Here is a 17,244-nt window from a genome sequence, read left to right on the forward strand (position 1 = left end):
GCATTGGTGCCGGGCATCAATTGAAAAAGTCACTAAATCGAAAAGTTCACCCACTCGTTTGAAGGATACTAATGAGAATTATTATCGAAATGGGGCGGGGCAATGTTACATCTGGGAGTCGCAAAGGCAGGACGGGGTGGCCAGCATCGCCGGGCGCATCTGGGGATGGTGCTGGTGCTGGGCTTGAATCCCCTGGCGCTGGCCATTGCTGCAGAGAGTGGCAGCGGGACGCTGCAGCTGGGCAACATCGAGATCACCGGCAAGGACAGCGCAAGTAGCGTGACCGCACCCGGTGTCACCACCATTGGCAAGATGCCGCTCAAGTTGCGCGAGACCCCGCAATCGGTGAGCGTGATCGACCACGAGCGTATCGAGCAACAGAACCTGTTCAGCCTCGATGAAGTGATGCAGCAGGCCACCGGGGTCACTGTGCAGCCGTTCCAGTTGCTGACCACCGCCTATTACGTGCGCGGCTTCAAGATCAACTCCTTCGAGCTCGATGGGGTGCCGGCCTTGCTCGGCGACACCGCCAGTTCACCGCAGGACATGGCGGTGTATGAACGGGTCGAGATCCTGCGCGGCTCCAACGGCCTGCTGCATGGCAGTGGCAACCCGGCAGCCACCGTCAACCTGGTGCGCAAGCGCCCGCAAAAGGACTTTGCCGCCAGCACTACCTTGAGTGGCGGTAGCTGGGACCGTTACCGCGGTGAGATCGACGTCGGCGGGCCGTTGACCGACTCCGGCAATGTGCGTGGGCGGATGGTTGCGGCCTACGAGGACCGTGACTACTTCTACGATATCGGCAAGCAGGACACCCAGCTGCTCTACGGCATCAGCGAATTCGACCTGAGCCCGGACACCCTGCTGACCCTGGGCGCGCAGTACCAGACCATCGATTCGGTGACCAACATGGCCGGCGTGCCGATGGCCAAAGATGGGTCGAGCCTGAACCTGCCGCGCTCCACTTACCTGGATGTCGACTGGGATCGCTTCAAGTGGACCACGCGCCGGGTGTTCGGCTCGCTGGAACAGCAACTGGACCACGACTGGAAAGCCAAAATCGCTGCCGAGTACCAGGACGCAGATTCCAGCCTGCGCTATGCCGGGGCCTTTGGTGCAATTGATCCGCTTACCGGCGACGGCGGGCATCTGATGGGCGCCGCATACAAGTTCGAGAGTACCCAGAAGAGCGTTGATGCATCGCTCAACGGGCCGTTTACGTTGTTCGGCCGCAGCCATGAGTTGCTGCTGGGCAGCAACTACAGCCAGGGTGAAACCGAACAGCGCATGGCGAACTTCACCACGCCGCTGAACGTGCCGGTGAACGTCTATCGCTGGGACCCGCACAGCGTGCCCAAGCCGGGTATCGGCGCCTATACCTCGCCGGGCTCGACCACGACCACGTCCAAGGGCGTCTACGCGCTGACCCGTTTCAAGCTGCTCGATCCGCTGACCCTGGTGGTCGGCGCCCGGGCCAGCTGGTGGGACCAGGACGCGCCGGGCGATCACTTCAAACCCGGGCGCGAGATCACCCCCTACGGCGGGCTGATCTGGGACTTCGCCCAGGACTGGTCGTGGTACGCCAGCTATGCCGAAGTCTTCCAGCCGCAGACCGGGCAGACCTGGAGCGGTGAACTGCTCAAGCCGGTGGAAGGCAAGACCTATGAGACCGGGATCAAGGGCGAGTTGCTGGAGGGGCGCCTGAACGTTTCCCTGGCAGCGTTTCGCATCGACCTGGAAAACAATCCGCAGGTTGACCCCGAACACCCAGGTGCCGGGCCAAACACCTATTACATCAGCGGCGGCAAGGTGCGCAGCCAGGGCTTCGAGCTGGAAAGTACCGGCTACATCACCCCGGACTGGAGCCTGTTCGCCGGCTATACCTACACCACCACCGAGTACCTTAAAGACACCCGCAGCACTTCGGGCGACCGCTATGCCGAGTTCACTCCCCGGCACATGCTGCGACTCTGGAGCCAGTACGAGCTGCCGTGGCAGGACCGGCGCTGGAGTGTTGGTGCCGGGGTGCAGGCGCAAAGTGATTTCTCTGCGCAATCGGGCGCCGTGTCGATGGAGCAGGGCGGTTATGCGTTGCTCAACGCGCGGGTTGCCTATCGCATCGACGAGCACTGGACGGCCTCGCTCAATGGCAACAACCTGGCCGACCGCAAGTACTACCAGAGCCTGTCCACCCCCAACTGGAACAACCGCTACGGTGAGCCGCGCAGCCTCAACATGACCCTGCGAGGCACGTTCTGATGGCAACCCCCGGCCTCGGGCCATGGCCACTGCGCATCTGTCTTGCGCTGGCCGGCAGTGTGCTGAGCAGCCTGCAACTGGCGGTGCTGCTGGCCCGGCACTATCCCTGGGGCGGCGGGCTTGAGCGGCTCTACGCCGGGATTTTTCTCGGCTTGGGCTTTCTCGTGACGGTGCTGCTGTGGGTGCTACTGGCGCCAGATCGCCAGCGTGTGGTCTATCGCTCCGGCGTCTGGCTGTTGCTGTTCACCCCATGGCTGTTGTGGGAAGGGACCCGGACATGATGGGGGCACCGCGGGCGCTGGTGCAGCGCGTGCATTCCGGCGCTGGAGGCGTGTTTGGCCTGCTGCTGTTCGTGATTCTGCTCAGCGGGGCCTGGAGCATGGCCCATGAAGACTTGCGCACCTGGTTTCGCGGCCCGGCAGCCTTGGCACCAGGGCCAACACTGCCCCTGACGCAGTGGCTGGAGGTGGCGAGCCGGCATGGCCTGACGCCGGAGGCGTTGCACATCCGCTTGCCCGATGGTCAGCGTGCGGTGGTTGAACTATGCGCTTCAGCCAACCAGTGCACTCTGGAACTGGACCCGGCCACTGGCCGGGAGTTGGCGCCGGTAAATGCAGCCGACATCCTCTTCAACCTGCACAAGAGCCTGTTTAGCGGGTTCCCCGGGCGGATCCTGATCAGCCTGCTGGGCGTGGTGTTGTTGCTGATGATCTGGGCGGGCAGCGCGCTGCACAGCGGGCGTTTGCAGGACCTCAAGCGCTTGCGCCGCGACCGCGGCCTGCGGGTGCTGGCCCATGACCTGCACAGCCTGATCGGCCGCTGGGCCGGGCCGTGGCTGCTGTTGTTCGGGGTCACCGGGGCGCTGTCCGGCCTCGGCGCCCTCGGCACGGTGGCCCTGGCTGGGCAGGCGTTTCCCGGGGCCCCGCAGCAAGCGTTCATGCAGTTGCTCGGCGCCCCGCCGCAGGTCGAGCCGCAGGCCGCCACGACCCAGGCGCTCGATCTCGATCAACTGCTGCACAACGACGCGGCGGCGCACCCAGGCTTTGCCGCCCAGAGCGTCACGCTGCATCGCTGGGGTGAACCCGGGGCCTGGGTGGAAGTGGCCGGCATCGAGCAGGGGCTGCCCAGTACCGCCGTGTTCGAGCGGCATGCCTACCGCGGCGATGACGGCCAGCCCCTGGGCACCAGCAGCGCGAGTGGGCGTGGGTTCTGGTTGCAGGCGTTCATTGCGGTGCAGCCGCTGCACTTTGCCGACTATCGCTGGCTGCCCCACGCGGGGCCGCTGTTGCGCGCGGTGCATTTCGGCATGGCATTGGCGGCGGCGGTGCTGGTCCTCAGCGGCCTGTACCTGTGGCTGGAGCGCCGGCGGCTCAAGGCAGGCGCGGGTTGGCAAGTGCTGCTGCGAATGGTCGTCGGTGGCGGCGGCGGGCTGCTGGCTGCCAGCGCTGTACTGCTGTGCGCCGGAGCGCTGGCCAATCTGGGGCTGTTGCCGCCCAGCGTGCTGCCGGGGTGCTTCTGGGGCAGCTGGACCGCCAGCCTGCTGCTGGCGGCGCTCATGCCGCCTCAGCGGCAACCGTTGCGCCTGCTGTTGAGCGTGGCCGGCCTGGCTTACCTGAGCGCCGGCGCCTTGCACCTGGCTGGCAGCCTGGTGCACGCCAACCTGGTCGTCTGGCCGATCGACCTGGTGCTGCTGCTCGGTGGCGCCAGTGCCCTGTGGGCGGTGCGCCGCCTGACTCTTTTTACGCGTACGGCACGGGCTGCCGACGCCAACGCTGTTTGATTGGAGACTCAAATGCTGGATCTGTTGAAACATTGGCGCATGGTGCTGACGTTCGCCCTGTTGTACCTCTCCCAGGGCATTTGCTTCGGCATCGCCATGGATGCCTTGCCCACGCTGTTGCGCCACGACGGTGCTGCACTTGATGCCCTGGCCTTCCTGCCGCTGGTGGGCCTGCCGTGGGTGGTGAAATTCATCTGGGCACCGCAAGTGGACAACCTCTGGAACCCGCGCCTGGGGCGGCGGCGCAGCTGGATCATGCCGATGCAGATCCTGGTGCTGCTGTGCCTGGTGACCCTGGCGAGCATTGGCCTGAGTGTCGACACCGCAGGCTGGGCCGTGGGCCTGCTGATCCTTGCCTCGTTCGCCAGCGCCACCCAGGACATCGCCACCGACGGCATGGCCGCCGAGTATTTCAGTGAGAACATGCTGGCGCGGATCAACGCGATCCAGGTCGGCGGCACCATGTTCGGCTTCTTCGTCGGTGGTGCCGGGGCGCTGTTGCTCAGTGGCCACTTCGGGCAAACCACGGCCTTTGGCCTGTTGGCGCTGGTGCCGTTGGCGAGCCTGTGCTGCGTAGCCTGGCTGCACGTAGCACCCGCGAAGAAAAAACAGCCGGACGTAGCGCACGCGAGCCTGCTGCGCTTTATCAAACGGCCCAAGGCCGTGTCGCTGGTGGTGCTGGCGCTGCTCTCGGCCATGACCGCGGTCTCCGGGTTCGGCTTGTCGAAACTGTTCCTCAACGATGCCGGCTGGTCCTTGCAGGCCATCGGCCAACTGGGCATGAGCGGCGGGGTGGTGACCATCGTCCTGGGTTGCGGCGGTGGTGCCTGGCTGATCCGCGTGCTGGGCTTGTGGCCGGCGTTCATGCTGGCGGTGGCCATGGCCGGGGTGGCCGCACTGGTCTGGCTGCTGCAGGCCAGCGGGGTAGTGGCGACCCAGGTCGGGTTGATCTGGCTGGCGGTAGGGCTGGGCTCGTTTGCCACCGGCGCTAGCTCGGTGGCGATCATGACCGCATCGATGGCGTTTGCCGGGCAAAGCGACCAGGCCGGCACCGACATGACCGCCGTGCAAAGCACCCGCGACCTGGGCGAGATGCTGTCATCCTCGCTGTTGCTGGGGTTGACCGCGCAGGCCGGTTACAGCGGCGGGTTTCTGGCAGGGGCGCTGATGGCGATGGTGGCGTTGCTGGTTGCGCTGAATCTGGCGCGGTATCGGGTTATCGCTGAGTAGGGGGATCGTCCGCTCGAACGGCGATTAGACGGTGGGAGCGGGCTTGCCCCGCGATAGGGTCATGGCCGCGTGATAGACAATGCCCATGGCCCGGATCGCGGGGCAAGCCCGCTCCCACCTGGATGCCATACACCGGCAGCTCTGGGTCGAAAGCAGTCACCCACGACCGGCAGCTAACGACCCAAAGCAGCCTTTCATCAACAGCTAGAATCGGCGACCAGGCTCCTAGATAGGCAGTCAAATCACGAAACGGTTTTTGCCATCTCAGATGTATTCGCCCAGCCCAGTCCTTCATACACCGGCTTGCCGGCCTTGGTCGCGTGTAGCACGGCAAAACTCATTCCGCGTTGCGCAAATTCGGCTTCAGCCAACTTCATCAGGGTTGAAGCCAGGCCCCGGCGCCGGTAAGCAGGTTCGACGAAAACATTTAGCACATAGCCGCGCTGGTCTAAGGCCGGATGGGACGGATGAGGTGGCCAGTCGATATTCATCAGACCTATCGCCGCCACAGGCTGCCCCGTGTCCATCAGCGCAAAACCGTAGTAGCGGCCATCGAATAGGCGCTGGTGCAACCAGGGCCGGAAGTGCTCAGTCATCACCCGCAACTCCGATGGGTCTCCTCCCGCCTCAAGGAACATCGTTTCACGGTGCACACAAATGATCTCACGGTCATTTGGCCCTAGCCGACGGGCCGTCAAGCCTGAAAAATCGATGTTGCCGGGAATATCTTTCATCGTATGCACCTGGACGGAGCGGCCGATGGTAGGGCGGTCAATAGGAGAATGTTAGACACAGATTGAATAAAAACGCGCCATACAGCGATCGCGGCGCACGCATCCGCTCTTCAACGGATACGCTACGACTTCAACGCTGGTCATGGCATATACGCCCTAGAGCGTAGCTAAGCACTCCGAAGCTGTTGACCGGGACGACATTGTTGGATGATTGTTTTTGACCGCTTTTGGCCGTTAGCTGACCTACATGAATGACCGCTCTGGGTTGTGGATTCAACCGGTCGATGCAACAGATTGGCTAAATCGTTCAGTGGGCGTTTCGTAGTTTAGTGTTTTCCGGGGGCGGCTGTTCAGCTGCCTTGCCACTTCATTGAGCGTGGCTTGCGAGTGCTCCGCAAGGTCGGTCCCTTTCGGGAAGTACTGCCTTAACAACCCGTTGGTGTTCTCATTCGATCCCCGTTGCCAGGGGCGATGAGGGTCGCAGAAGTAGACCTTGATGTCGGTAGCCACCGTAAAGCGCTTATGGTCAGCCATCTCTTTGCCGCGATCCCACGTCAGCGATTGGTAGAGTCCCTCGGGAAGTTCGCGGGCGTTTTCGATCAGGGCGCTGATGACCGTCTCGGTATCCTTACCAGCCAACTTCACCAGCATTACGTAACGTGTATGACGCTCCACAAGAGTGGCAATTTGGATGTTCCTGCTACCGCACAGCAGGTCACCTTCCCATTGACCTGGTACCGCCCGATCCTGAGCCGCGGCCGGGCGTTCGCGGATCGATACCGCGTCTGTGATTCCACCGTGATTTTCTTTCTTCTGCGTGTGATGGCGCGAGCGACGCATGGCTCGCGTTCGCCGTAAATGCTCAAGCAACTCCTTCTTCAGAGCCCCGCGAGCCTGTATGAAGAGGGTGCGATAGATCGTCTCGTGTGACACCTGATAGCTCGTATCGTCCGGGTAGGTGCGTTTCAGCCAGCCGGCAATTTGTTCCGGTGACCACTGCAGTTGAAGCTTGTCTGCAACAATTTGCGCCACCGCTCGGTTCTCAACAAGCTTGCAGACCTTGGGTCGATGGGCGCGATCCCAGGCAGACTGATCAGCTCGATTAGCCCGATAGCTGCCTTGGCCACCGTTGCGTCTGATCTCACGACTGATCGTAGAGGCTGCTCGCCCTAGAAGCGCGGCTATGGAACGGATCGAGTTACCTGCCACCACTGCACGCGAAATATCTTCGCGTTCAGCCAACGTCAGGGCCAATCTGGACCTGCGCCGTACAGCGGGTCTGATGCCCCCGGTCTCCGCCAAGATGCGCTGTATCGATGAGTGGTTTCGATCAAATAGTTGGGCGATGTGCTGAAGAGAGTCGCCTTTTTGCCAGTGATCCCACATCAGTTTTTTCTGGCTTTCGGTGTAATAGATCCGAGGTCTCTGCTTCATCTGCAACACTCCTTCTGCTTACACAGAATTTAGTTGTGTTGCATCGACCGGTTGAATTCACAGTCGATTGCTGCCGTTTGCGATGAGCTGCTCTCGACGAGAAGCACGGAAGATGACTAAACGCATGAACCGGCTATCGACCCTGCACGTAATGATGGCAATATGACTCCTCTTGGAGAAAGTAGCATTCGGCGCGAGGCGAAGCCGGATGTCATGTGCATAGGGATAAGGAATATGGTTTCGGTTCAGGTGGATGGTGAGGACAAGACCGCAAAAATCAGCGACTGGGCGATTCGCTGGAGCGACAAGTACGAAACCCTGGAACTGACCTGTCACTTCCCCTCCAAGAAAAAATACATCCGCCCGCTCAGTAACTGCCAAGTTTCGCCCACCCGCGAGTTGACCAATGTATTGCTGCACAAGCCCGGCAGCACGATCGCCACGCCCATTGCCAAAGCTACGATTTACGGCGAGCGATATGCCGTCGTGCACTACCCGGGCGCCGAAAAGCCCTATGTCTACAAGATGGACGGCATCGGCTTTACCGCCCCGACATCGATGAAGGACACGCCGGTCTTCCGCTATTTCACTACCGTGGCGAATGCCCGACAGGATCACGCTGAGTCGAAGACTGATCGTGAAATTGCCGACAATGTGGTGCGCCAGCTCGGAAAACTGCCCGCCATTGCTGGCACTGCCTTGCAAGCCTATTGTACGGGGCGCAACGGCACGCTGGCGCTGGGTCAGGGGCTCATCTATCCGTTCGGGCTTAACGAGAGTCAGCTTCAGGCGGTGGAGCGGGCGTTCAGCGCGCAAATCAGCGTGATCGAAGGCCCGCCAGGGACCGGCAAAACCCAGACGATCCTCAACATCCTCGCCAATATTCTGTTACGTGGGCAGACGGTAGCGGTGCTGTCCAACAACAATGCTGCCGTGGAAAACGTCTACGAAAAGCTGGAGAAATATGGCTTGGGCCACTTGGTCGCCAAGCTTGGCAACCAGGACAAACGTAAGGCCTTCTTCGCCGACCTGCCTGCGTGGCCATCAAGCGCGCCCGAGCCGGCACCCTCCCTGGATGAGATCCAGGCCTTGCTGACCCGTTTGAAGCAGCACCTGCAAGACCACAACAGGGCGGCACAACTGCAAATCGAGCTGGACGAGCTGGTCATCGAGCGGCGCTACCTGCAGCAGTGGCAGGCAGAAAGCGATGTGCAGGCCACAGGCTCGCTCGATAAGTACGGGCTGACACCGCACAAGACTGCGGATCTCATGGCCTATCTGGCTTACCTCGGCGAGCAGCGCATTCATCTCAAAGACCGCATCGAGCTACTGTTAAAATTCAGAATCTTTCGCACCAAGCCATTCGCCGAGGGCGAGGCGCGCATGGCCGTTTTCCATGCACTGCAGATGCATTACTACGACAAGTCGCTACGGGACAAGGAAGCGGAGCTGCGGGCGTGCCGTGAATCGTTGGCGCGCGCGAATTTCACGGCTCTGCTGAAAGAACTGACAACAGCGTCGATGCACCATCTGAAGCAGCATCTGCATCTTCAGGTACCGCCGTCGGACAGCTTTGATGTCAAAACTTACTGCAGGCATTTCGATGCCTTCGTGCAGCGCTTCCCTATCCTGGGCAGCGGCACGCACTCCATCGTCAATTCGATCGCGCCGGGGGCGATCCTCGACTACGTGATCATCGACGAAGCCTCTTTGCAGGACATCGTGCCGGGCATCCTGCCACTGGGCTGCGCAAAGAACCTGATCGTTGTTGGAGACAACCGCCAGTTACCGCACATCCCCGTGACACTGGGACTTCAGGCGCCTGCCGAGGCCTACGATTGCGAGCATTACAGCCTACTGGATTCGTGCATCGCCGTTTTCCAGGACGCGCTGCCCAGGACCCTGCTGAAAGAGCATTACCGTTGCCACCCCAGGATCATCCAGTTCTGCAACCAGCAGTTCTACGACAACACACTGGTGCCGATGACCGAGGACAAGGGCGAAGCTCCCCTGCGTCTGGTGGTGACGGCCAAGGGCAACCACGCACGGCAGAACACCAACCTTCGGGAGTTGGACTCCCTGCTCAAGGTGCTTGAGGACGAGGGGCAGCCCTTCGGAATGGACGGCGAAGGCCGCGGTTACATCGCCCCGTTCCGGGCACAGGTCAACCTCTCCGGCACGCGCCTACCGGCGGATTTCGTCAAGGACACCGTGCACAAGTTTCAGGGGCGGGAGTGCGACGAGATCGTCTTCTCCACCGTGCTGGACAAGAAGCGCTACAACCAAGCGCGAAGACGTCTGGATTTCGTCGACGATCCACGCATGATCAATGTGGCAGTGTCGCGGGCCAAACATCGCTTCACCCTGGTGACCGGCGATGAGGTGTTCACCGACAACAATGGCCACATCGCCGCCCTGATCCGCTACATCAGCTATTACACGCAGGACGAGCAGATCGTACGCGCGCCGGTAGTGTCGGCATTCGATTTGCTGTACCGCGAGTACGACCAGTCCCTGGCGCGCTTGAATGCCCGCCTGCGGCCCGAGGATTCGCGCTACAAGTCCGAGCAGATCGTGGCGCAACTGCTGCGCGAGGCACTGTCCGCCCCGGCGTTCCTGGCATTGAAGTACCACGCTCAGATCAAGCTGGGTCAGCTCGCATCGCCAGGTAACCCCGAATGGACGGAGCGCCAGCGGGCTTTCATGAGGCGCGCCAGTTGCGATTTCGTGATCTATTTCAAAGTGGGCAAGACCCCGCTAGGGGTGATTGAGGTCGATGGCGGGTACCACGACCGACCTGAGCAGGCGGCTCGGGACGCCTTGAAGAATGATATTTTGGCTAGAAGTGGCATTCCCATCCTGCGGCTGCGGACAGTCGAGAGTGACATTGTTCAGAGAGTCGGCGACTTTATCCACCAGTGGGCTAGCCCTACCCCTGGCACATAAGCAGCAACGGGTCAGAAGCCGACAGTCGCTAATGGCAGCAATCGACCCAAAGCGGAAGTAGCTGTATCCCGAGAGCAGACGTTGAGAAAGCCTGTCGACGCGGCGGCTAACGCGTCCGTGCGGGTACCGGATCCCAGTTTTCGCTAGACACTCAAGTCGGTGATTCCGCCTCTTTCAGGCGAGCTGTCTAGAGGGGCCAGTGTGTTCGTAGTCTGGCTAGCTCTCGCCCTAATGCACACAACTCTTTGTTGAACGCGGCCAACTCCGCAAGGCTGTATTCAAAGCATTGCTGCACACCGGAGGGAAGTCCAATGACATTGACGATCTTGTGACGGTGGGCCTCGACACCCCATCGGCCGTGGACCATCTGATTGCGCTGCAGCCGAGCTGCATGCACACGCTCAATCCAGCGTTCATAGGCCGCACGATGTTCGGAGCCGGCCGGTAACCTCTCTGTGACTCGCTTCGAAAGCGTTTCGAGTTTCGTATGGATATTCTGTCCTTCGATCGAATTCGATGTTATTTCCAATTTGTTGCCGTTGTCCAACCACACTAAACAGAGCCCTAGATTCATATCCATGGAAGAGAATGCGAAGAGCATCTGTCCGAGTAACGATGCCGCCTCAGCCTGCATCGCCTCTTGACGGGACATCAGTTGTCCAGCTGTTTCGACCGGGTCAGGCGTTGAAATAGGGTCCAAAGCATTTCTCGCATTCGTAGTCTGGGTGGTGCAGCGTTCAGCACATTATTCCGAAGGCCGCTTTTGGCTGTGGATTCAACCGGTGGATTCAACCCCAGAGCCCTTCGAAACCTGGGGCGATTCTCCGTGCCGAGAGGCCTTGGTTCCGAGCGCTGCCTAAGCATTGCAAGCCTTAGGGCGCTTGCATGCTATTTACCCTGATTTTTGCGAGATTCCGAAACTGGCATCGAGGATTCACCCGCGATTCGCTTGACCAGCGCAGCATGACCGCTGGCTTCGTCGCTGCGGGAAATGACCTGGATGACGGCCATGCGATCGCCGGAGCCTGCGATAAAGGTGCTGTTCAACGTTTTGCCGCCGCCCAGGGTCGCCGTACTGTCGATTTGTCGCACACCCAGGCCGTTGCGGTTAAGGCGCGATTCGCCGGTTTGTCGAAAGTCCGGCAGCCCGGCGCTCTGGCGGTCGACGAAACCACTGACGGCGCCGTCGAGGAAGGCATCGTCGTTGTCGCCAGTGCGAGACGCTTCGGGGAGGGGTTTCTCGATCACCATGACCACACGCTTTTCCTGCGCATTGGCATACAGGGTACCCACGGCGCCGGCGCCTTCGCTGTTCTGTTCGTCAGCGCTCAGGGGGCTGGCGATGAAGCCTGCCGGCAGGTTGAAGCTGAACTTGCCGCCGAGCACCGCGACCTTTATTTCAGGTTTCGGCTGGGTGCTGGGTTTGCTGGCGGCATGCAGATTCGACAGGCCCAACAGGCCGACGACGGCCAGGGTCAGCGTCAGGGTTGTTTTGTTGAAAATCGACATACAGCCTCTCGTGGGGCATGGGGCATGGGGCAGGGCGGGGTGGATATGCTCACATAAACCTGCCTGCTCGGTAAGCCCCGGGGTCCCCGTCGGCCAGACGGTCATGGCGGATCGCCTTGAGGGGGCTATCGTTGCTTGTCTGGGCAACAACTACCGACCGAGGGCGGTGCCATGAACACCAGTGATTTACTCGAGCAGTTACTTCGGGCCGGGCAGGGCTCGCAAGCGCAACAAGGGCGCGGCGGCATGTCAGCGCAAGACGGCCTGGGCGGTTTGGGCGGCTTGCTGGGCGGTCTGCTTGGCGGCGGCAGTGCAACGGGTGGCGGTAATGGCCTGGGTGGTTTACTGGGCGGCCTGTTGGGTGGCAGCGCGGGTGGCTCCACCCAGGGGCGCTCCGCTGGTGGCACCAATTACGCGGCCCTGGCGTCGTTGGGCATGATGGCGTTCCAGGCTTATCAAAGCTGGCAGCGCAGCCAGGCGGCAGCCCCGCAACAGGCGCTGCGTACTGTCGATCAATTGTCCGGCCCCGAGGCCGAGGATCACAGCCATGCAATCTTGCGCGCGCTGATTGCGGCAGCCAAGGCTGACGGTCGCATCGACAAGCAAGAAGAAACTTTGATTTACGCTGAAATCAAACGTCACACCAGCGACCCGCAACTGCAGCAATGGCTGGATGAGGAAGTCAGCAAGCCACTCGATGCTGCCCAGGTGGCTCAGTCGGCCCAGGACCCGGCCATGGCTGCGGAAATGTACCTGGCCAGCGTGATGCTGGTGGATGACCAGCAGGACGCAGAGCGGGCCTACCTTGATGAACTGGCCGGCGCACTGCAAATCGATCCGACATTGCAGGTGCACCTGGAACAGCAGGCCAAGGGCGTCGCCTGACCGGGCTGAGATGCCTGCGCTCTTCATCAATCAGGTGGGAGCGGGCTTGCCCCGCGATTCTGACCATGAAAATTGTCTGTCATGCTGCCATGACCCTATCGCGGGACAAGCCCGTTCCCACCGACTCACGAAGAACGTTGCAATGACAACAATCGATGTGAAATCCCGATTCGAAGCAAAGCTTCTTCGTCCGGCAAAGCCTGGTAATGATACGTCGTGGGCGTTCGTAGTACTGCCAAGAGACGCGAGTGAACAGCTTCCGAGGCGAGGAAGGACGACAGTTGAAGGCACAATCAATGGACACCACTTTCAGGCAACCCTTGAACCGGATGGTCAGCTGAGCCATTGGTTGCAGGTAAGTACAGAGTTACTCGAAGCCGCAGGTGTGGCCGTTGGGGATATCGTTACACTAGCGCTGACCCCAGTGAAGAGTGAACCCGAGCCTGACATCCCGGCAGATTTTCAGGAGGCACTGGTAGCCACTCCTGAGGCTCGTATAGCCTGGAACAATACGACGACCCTCGCACGAGTAGACTGGATACACTGGATTACTTCAGCCAAGCAACTGAAGACGCGCGCAAAACGAATTGGCAGTGCCTGCGATATGCTTGCCTCCGGCAAGAAGCAGGTTTGCTGTTTCGACCCGTCCGGCTACTACAGTAAGGCCTTCTGTGCGCCCGAGGCAGAAAGTTTGTAAATGGAACATTCCGTTGAATATGCCTGACAACTATCGACCCGAGGCGGCCTCTCGCTTGGCGCAAAGTCAAAGCCAATAGGACGTTTTTCTCGTCCCCATTCCAGTCTGACTGCGCTTTCCACTGAGCAAAGGTGTCGGTCAATGCCGTCACGAAGTCGGCCGCTGGCACGGCCTCGAAAAGGCACACGGCTTCGGGGCCGTGCAAGGGCGTGCTGTGAAGCCGAAGCTTGCTCATCAGGATAGCGAGGTCGGGGGCGACCATGGCCGATTCAAAGCGGCCGGCCTCTATGTCGTTGCGCAGCCATTCCCCAAACTGCATTTCGCGCTTCGGGGGGTAGCGCCAAGGCCTGAGTTCGCTGAGGAGTGAGGACTCCCTAAATGGAATAGTCCGCACTCTATCACAGGCACTGGTAGGCGCTTTTGACCGACAGCTGTCCTAGCGGACCGACTCCACTCGCCATGTCCAGCGCCCCAACGGGCTGTTCTGCGCCGCCTGCACAAACACCCCGTAGTCTTCGAGATAGTGGTAGCCCTCGGTCCATTCAGAAGTAGCCGTTTTGTGCTTGGAGCAGCTCAGCGGCTTGGCCATGCCTTGCAAGGCGGGGTTTATCTGACTGGCTGGCAGCGCGGCGCCGACCTTGCAGGTGACGGTAGTGGTGAAAGGCCCCGTGGTGGTGGCCTGGACCAGGTCATAGGCCACTTCGCTGTGTTCCGGCAGGCGTTGCCAGTCGCCTGTGAAGCTCAAGCCGATGACGTGCAAGGAGTCTTCTACCTGGTTGCCGTTGTTGCGGTCGAACGAGCGGTTGGCCAGCTCGATCAGGCCGCGGAAAGTCAGCAGCAGCTTGGTGCCCAGCACCGAATCCACTGGCTGCAGCAGCAGCTGGCCGCTCTGCGGGTCACGGCTGAAGATGTCCTTGCGCTGCACGCCGGTGATCTTCATGCCGTTGAGCACCAAGGCGTCGTAGCGATAGTGCAAAGCCTGTAGCGTCAAGCGCGGTTCGGGCAGTTGCAGGGTATTGATCGCCGCCAGCACGGCTGGCGCCGTCTTGGGTGTATCGAGCTGCGGCGGCAGTGGCGTGCGCACAGGGGGCATCGCCATCTGGGCCCAGGTGGCAGCGGGCTGGCAGGCAGCTTCGATCAGGCGTTGTTGTCCGCTGTCGGCCTGTGCCTGCGGCATCATTGGGGTGTCCAGATTGACCTTGCCGTTGTACACCCGGCCATTGTCGTCCACCTTGAAGTCGCTCAACGGCTTGAAAGTGCGCTGCTTGCAGTCGATGGCCAGGCGCTCATGCAGTTGTGCAATCTGGCCGTACCCTTTGACTGCTTGATAGTTGGCAAGTTGAATGCTCGTCCAGATCTTGAGTACGCCATCCTCGTGAATCGCGCTGTTACGGTCCAACACCAGCCAGTCTTGAACTGGCGCGGTGTCCAGCGCTCGCCAGTCAGGCACGGCGCGATAGGCGCAGGCATTTTTGAGTTGTTCGCTGCGCTGCAGCACCTGCAACTGTGGTTGCGGAAGGTTGCTGGAATCGTCGTTGTCAGAAAACGCCTGCATGCCCCGTTTGGTGGGATAGAACATGCTGCCGCTGGGCTGGCTGCAGGAGGCGTCAAAGCGGGCGACCCAGGGGTTGCTCGCGGAGGGCGCGATCATGTAGGTGATCTGGTCGCCTTGACGGATGATCGAATCGGGCGCGGCCGGTTCGTCGATCACTTTCTCGAACACTTCAAGGCCAGGGTGCTTGGCCGGTGGTTGCAGCTTGGGCGGGGTGCTGCAGGCGGCGAGGGCGAGCGGCAGGGCTAATGAAAGCGAGAAACGGGCATCCATGCAAAAAAGCTCTTGGTCAAAAAAAAACGCGATTTTACCTGACCTGCACTGGTGCTCAACTGATGAAGATAATTTTCGACACCAGCTCTGCGCTGTTCTTGGCCTGAAGCTTCTTCATCAGGCGGGCGCGGTGGACCTCCACGGTGCGGTGGGAAATGCCCAGCTTGCGCGCCACTTCCTTGCAGGTCAGGCCATTGACGATATGCAGCGAAATCTCCCGTTCGCGCGGAGTCAGCTGGATGGTCGGCGCCGGCTGGCGATCCAGGCGCTCGAAATGCCAGACCATCAGTTTGAACGGGTCTTCCACCGTCAGGGAAAACCCGTGGGCCCGGGCCCAGAACACCTCGCCGTTGCGATGCTGCATGAAGCGCTCGTCGGAGTAGAAGGCGCCGGGGCCGTTGCGCAGCCAGTGCTCGCTGCGCTCGCCGATGCTCTGGTAGTCGGCTTGGGAGGGGTACAGCAGCAGGGTCAGGTGGCCCTGCAAATGCTCGCGCTCGTAGCCGAACAGGCGGACGAACGCCTGGTTGCAGTCGAGCATCCGCCGATGGCCGGTGATCATCTGCGGCGCGGGGGAAACCTGGAAGGCCAGGCGCTCGAGGTCCTGGAAGTGCTGGGCATCTACGGTCATCAGGCATCCTGCCTCGGATTTATCGGCGCGCCCCCTGGGTACTACTTACTGGCGTAAGTAGTTGCCCCAACTAGCGTGTGATTCGGGCGCTGAATCATTGTATGGAATACGCGCTTCAAGGACAGAAGAAAATCACCATGACTCACGACTCCGTATCCATCGTCGCTGCCGCCCACAGCCCTTTCGGTCGCCTGGACGGCCTGAACCTCGAGGACCTGATCGTCAAGGTTACCCGCGAGGTCCTGGCGGACGCTGAGATCGACGCCGCACAAATCGACGCGCTGTTTCTCGGTCACTTCAACTCCGGCCTGGTGGCCGATGGTTTCCCCGCCTCGCTGATGCTCCAGGCCGACCCGCAACTGCGCTTCAAGCCTGCCACGCGCTGTGAGAATGCCTGCGCCTCGGGATCTGCGGCGATCCAGGCCGGGATCAACGCGATCCGCAGCGGTGCCGCCGAGCTGGTACTGGTGGTCGGCGCGGAGAAAATGACCGGCAACAGCACCGTCGAAGTCACCCGCGCCCTGGCCGGCGCCGGCTACCAGAACGCCATGCAGGAGGCCGGCCTGAGCTTCGCCCAGCTGTTCGGCCAGGTGGCGCAACAGTACGCCGAGCGCTACCACAGCCCCTTGGCCTCGATGGCCGCGATCGCGGTGAAGAACCACGCCAACGCCATGGCCAACCCCCTGGCGCAGATGCACCGGGTGATGGACTTCGAGCACTGCAACAACGTGTCCCAGGGCAACCCGCTGATCGCACCGCCACTGCGCCTGACCGACTGCTCGCTGATCAGTGACGGGGCGGCGGCGATCATTCTGGCCTCGCCGCAGCGCGCCCGTTCGATGCGGCGCCAGGTGGCGATCCGCGCCATGACCCAGGTGAACGACTTCCTGCCCTTGTCGCGCCGCGACGTGCTGGCCTTCGAGGGACCGCAACGGGCCATCCAGGGCGCCCTGCGCGAGGCCGGCGTGACCCTGGGCGACCTGAGTTTTGCCGAGGTCCACGACTGCTTCACCATCGCCGAACTGCTGATCTACGAAGCCATGGGCCTGGCGCCCAGGGGCGAGGGGCACCGGGCCCTGGACGAGGGCATCGTGCGCCAGGGCGGGCGCCTGCCGGTGAACCTGTCCGGCGGGCTCAAGGCCAAGGGGCATCCGGTGGGGGCCACCGGGGTCTCGATGCATGCCCTGGGCTTTGCCCAACTGGTCGGTGAACCCATTGGCCTGGGCGTGCCCGGTGCCGAATTCGGCTTGCTGTTCAACATGGGCGGCATGGCCGTGGCCAACTACGCCAGCGTCCTGCAAGCGGTCAAGGCCTGAG

The 17,244-nt window shown here is 61.4% G+C and carries 14 protein-coding genes and 1 pseudogene; 8 read left to right on the forward strand and 7 right to left on the reverse strand.

Annotated elements, in window-relative coordinates:
* The first annotated feature begins 165 nt into the window (after positions 1-165).
* From CCOS864_RS11650 to CCOS864_RS11665, 4 genes are read left to right on the forward strand one after another with little or no spacing between them, the layout of a single operon-like run.
* Positions 166-2,259: a TonB-dependent siderophore receptor gene (locus CCOS864_RS11650; RefSeq protein ID WP_115086444.1), complete on the forward strand. Its 2,094-nt coding sequence runs from the start codon at positions 166-168 to the stop codon at positions 2,257-2,259.
* Positions 2,259-2,540 (forward strand): hypothetical protein, encoded by a 282-nt coding sequence (locus tag CCOS864_RS11655; protein ID WP_115086445.1) that lies wholly within the window; start codon positions 2,259-2,261, stop codon positions 2,538-2,540. The genes CCOS864_RS11650 and CCOS864_RS11655 overlap by 1 nt, the downstream gene beginning before the upstream one ends.
* A complete protein-coding gene (locus CCOS864_RS11660; protein ID WP_167458883.1) occupies positions 2,537-4,039 on the forward strand; it encodes a PepSY-associated TM helix domain-containing protein in 1,503 nt (500 codons plus the stop codon). The genes CCOS864_RS11655 and CCOS864_RS11660 overlap by 4 nt, the downstream gene beginning before the upstream one ends.
* Before the next feature lie 12 nt (positions 4,040-4,051).
* Positions 4,052-5,269 carry a RhtX/FptX family siderophore transporter gene (locus CCOS864_RS11665; RefSeq protein WP_115086447.1) on the forward strand — a complete coding sequence of 406 codons (1,218 nt, stop codon included), beginning with the start codon at positions 4,052-4,054 and terminating at the stop codon, positions 5,267-5,269.
* Positions 5,270-5,511: 242 nt separating this feature from the next.
* Here the strand turns inward: CCOS864_RS11665 and CCOS864_RS11670 are convergent, their stop codons facing one another.
* Complete coding sequence (locus tag CCOS864_RS11670) at positions 5,512-6,003, reverse strand: GNAT family N-acetyltransferase (RefSeq protein WP_010225377.1); 492 nt, start codon at positions 6,001-6,003, stop codon at positions 5,512-5,514.
* A 273-nt stretch (positions 6,004-6,276) separates the two neighbouring features.
* Positions 6,277-7,437, reverse strand: coding sequence for an IS30 family transposase (locus tag CCOS864_RS11675; protein ID WP_115086448.1), 1,161 nt, complete (start codon positions 7,435-7,437; stop codon positions 6,277-6,279).
* A 234-nt stretch (positions 7,438-7,671) separates the two neighbouring features.
* Here CCOS864_RS11675 and CCOS864_RS11680 point away from each other — a divergent pair, with 234 nt between their 5' ends.
* Positions 7,672-10,383, forward strand: coding sequence for an AAA domain-containing protein (locus tag CCOS864_RS11680; RefSeq protein ID WP_115086449.1), 2,712 nt, complete (start codon positions 7,672-7,674; stop codon positions 10,381-10,383).
* A 187-nt stretch (positions 10,384-10,570) separates the two neighbouring features.
* Here CCOS864_RS11680 and CCOS864_RS11685 read toward each other — a convergent pair whose 3' ends face one another.
* On the reverse strand, positions 10,571-11,035 hold the full coding sequence (locus CCOS864_RS11685) for a hypothetical protein (RefSeq protein ID WP_115086450.1): 465 nt from the start codon (positions 11,033-11,035) through the stop codon (positions 10,571-10,573).
* Between the two features lie 236 nt (positions 11,036-11,271).
* A complete protein-coding gene (locus CCOS864_RS11690; protein WP_115086451.1) occupies positions 11,272-11,892 on the reverse strand; it encodes a DcrB/PsbP domain-containing protein in 621 nt (206 codons plus the stop codon).
* A gap of 171 nt (positions 11,893-12,063) precedes the next feature.
* Between CCOS864_RS11690 and CCOS864_RS11695 the strand changes: the two genes are divergently transcribed.
* Both CCOS864_RS11695 and CCOS864_RS11700 read left to right on the forward strand, forming a co-directional pair.
* Positions 12,064-12,777, forward strand: coding sequence for a tellurite resistance TerB family protein (locus tag CCOS864_RS11695; RefSeq protein WP_115086452.1), 714 nt, complete (start codon positions 12,064-12,066; stop codon positions 12,775-12,777).
* 142 nt (positions 12,778-12,919) lie between these two features.
* Positions 12,920-13,474, forward strand: a complete 555-nt coding sequence (locus CCOS864_RS11700; RefSeq protein WP_115086453.1) for a YdeI/OmpD-associated family protein — start codon at positions 12,920-12,922, stop codon at positions 13,472-13,474.
* Positions 13,475-13,657: 183 nt separating this feature from the next.
* On the opposite strand, the pseudogene CCOS864_RS28740 reads toward CCOS864_RS11700, so the two are convergent.
* From CCOS864_RS28740 to CCOS864_RS11715, 3 genes and pseudogenes are all read right to left on the reverse strand, one after another.
* Positions 13,658-13,820 (reverse strand): annotated as a pseudogene (locus tag CCOS864_RS28740) (ANT(3'') family aminoglycoside nucleotidyltransferase); the annotation flags it as partial.
* Between the two features lie 90 nt (positions 13,821-13,910).
* Positions 13,911-15,299, reverse strand: a complete 1,389-nt coding sequence (locus CCOS864_RS11710; RefSeq protein ID WP_115086454.1) for a hypothetical protein — start codon at positions 15,297-15,299, stop codon at positions 13,911-13,913.
* A gap of 55 nt (positions 15,300-15,354) precedes the next feature.
* Entirely contained in the window at positions 15,355-15,927 is a 573-nt protein-coding gene (locus tag CCOS864_RS11715) for a LuxR C-terminal-related transcriptional regulator (RefSeq protein ID WP_010223563.1), read from the reverse strand.
* A gap of 137 nt (positions 15,928-16,064) precedes the next feature.
* Here CCOS864_RS11715 and CCOS864_RS11720 point away from each other — a divergent pair, with 137 nt between their 5' ends.
* Positions 16,065-17,243: an acetyl-CoA acetyltransferase gene (locus CCOS864_RS11720; RefSeq protein ID WP_115086455.1), complete on the forward strand. Its 1,179-nt coding sequence runs from the start codon at positions 16,065-16,067 to the stop codon at positions 17,241-17,243.
* Position 17,244 lies beyond the last annotated feature (1 nt).

Origin of the sequence: Pseudomonas wadenswilerensis (genome assembly GCF_900497695.1) — a bacterium.
Classification (GTDB): Bacteria; Pseudomonadota; Gammaproteobacteria; order Pseudomonadales; family Pseudomonadaceae; genus Aquipseudomonas; species Aquipseudomonas wadenswilerensis.

Bases quoted from the DNA above. Each gene is read 5' to 3' on its own strand.
- CCOS864_RS11650 (WP_115086444.1), top strand. From the start codon at position 166: ATGGTGCTGGTGCTGGGCTTGAATCCCCTGGCGCTGGCCATTGCTGCA.
- CCOS864_RS11655 (WP_115086445.1), top strand. From the start codon at position 2,259: ATGGCAACCCCCGGCCTCGGGCCATGGCCACTGCGCATCTGTCTTGCG.
- CCOS864_RS11660 (WP_167458883.1), top strand. From the start codon at position 2,537: ATGATGGGGGCACCGCGGGCGCTGGTGCAGCGCGTGCATTCCGGCGCT.
- CCOS864_RS11665 (WP_115086447.1), top strand. From the start codon at position 4,052: ATGCTGGATCTGTTGAAACATTGGCGCATGGTGCTGACGTTCGCCCTG.
- CCOS864_RS11670 (WP_010225377.1), bottom strand. From the start codon at position 6,003: ATGAAAGATATTCCCGGCAACATCGATTTTTCAGGCTTGACGGCCCGT.
- CCOS864_RS11675 (WP_115086448.1), bottom strand. From the start codon at position 7,437: ATGAAGCAGAGACCTCGGATCTATTACACCGAAAGCCAGAAAAAACTG.
- CCOS864_RS11680 (WP_115086449.1), top strand. From the start codon at position 7,672: ATGGTTTCGGTTCAGGTGGATGGTGAGGACAAGACCGCAAAAATCAGC.
- CCOS864_RS11685 (WP_115086450.1), bottom strand. From the start codon at position 11,035: ATGTCCCGTCAAGAGGCGATGCAGGCTGAGGCGGCATCGTTACTCGGA.
- CCOS864_RS11690 (WP_115086451.1), bottom strand. From the start codon at position 11,892: ATGTCGATTTTCAACAAAACAACCCTGACGCTGACCCTGGCCGTCGTC.
- CCOS864_RS11695 (WP_115086452.1), top strand. From the start codon at position 12,064: ATGAACACCAGTGATTTACTCGAGCAGTTACTTCGGGCCGGGCAGGGC.
- CCOS864_RS11700 (WP_115086453.1), top strand. From the start codon at position 12,920: ATGACAACAATCGATGTGAAATCCCGATTCGAAGCAAAGCTTCTTCGT.
- CCOS864_RS11710 (WP_115086454.1), bottom strand. From the start codon at position 15,299: ATGGATGCCCGTTTCTCGCTTTCATTAGCCCTGCCGCTCGCCCTCGCC.
- CCOS864_RS11715 (WP_010223563.1), bottom strand. From the start codon at position 15,927: ATGACCGTAGATGCCCAGCACTTCCAGGACCTCGAGCGCCTGGCCTTC.
- CCOS864_RS11720 (WP_115086455.1), top strand. From the start codon at position 16,065: ATGACTCACGACTCCGTATCCATCGTCGCTGCCGCCCACAGCCCTTTC.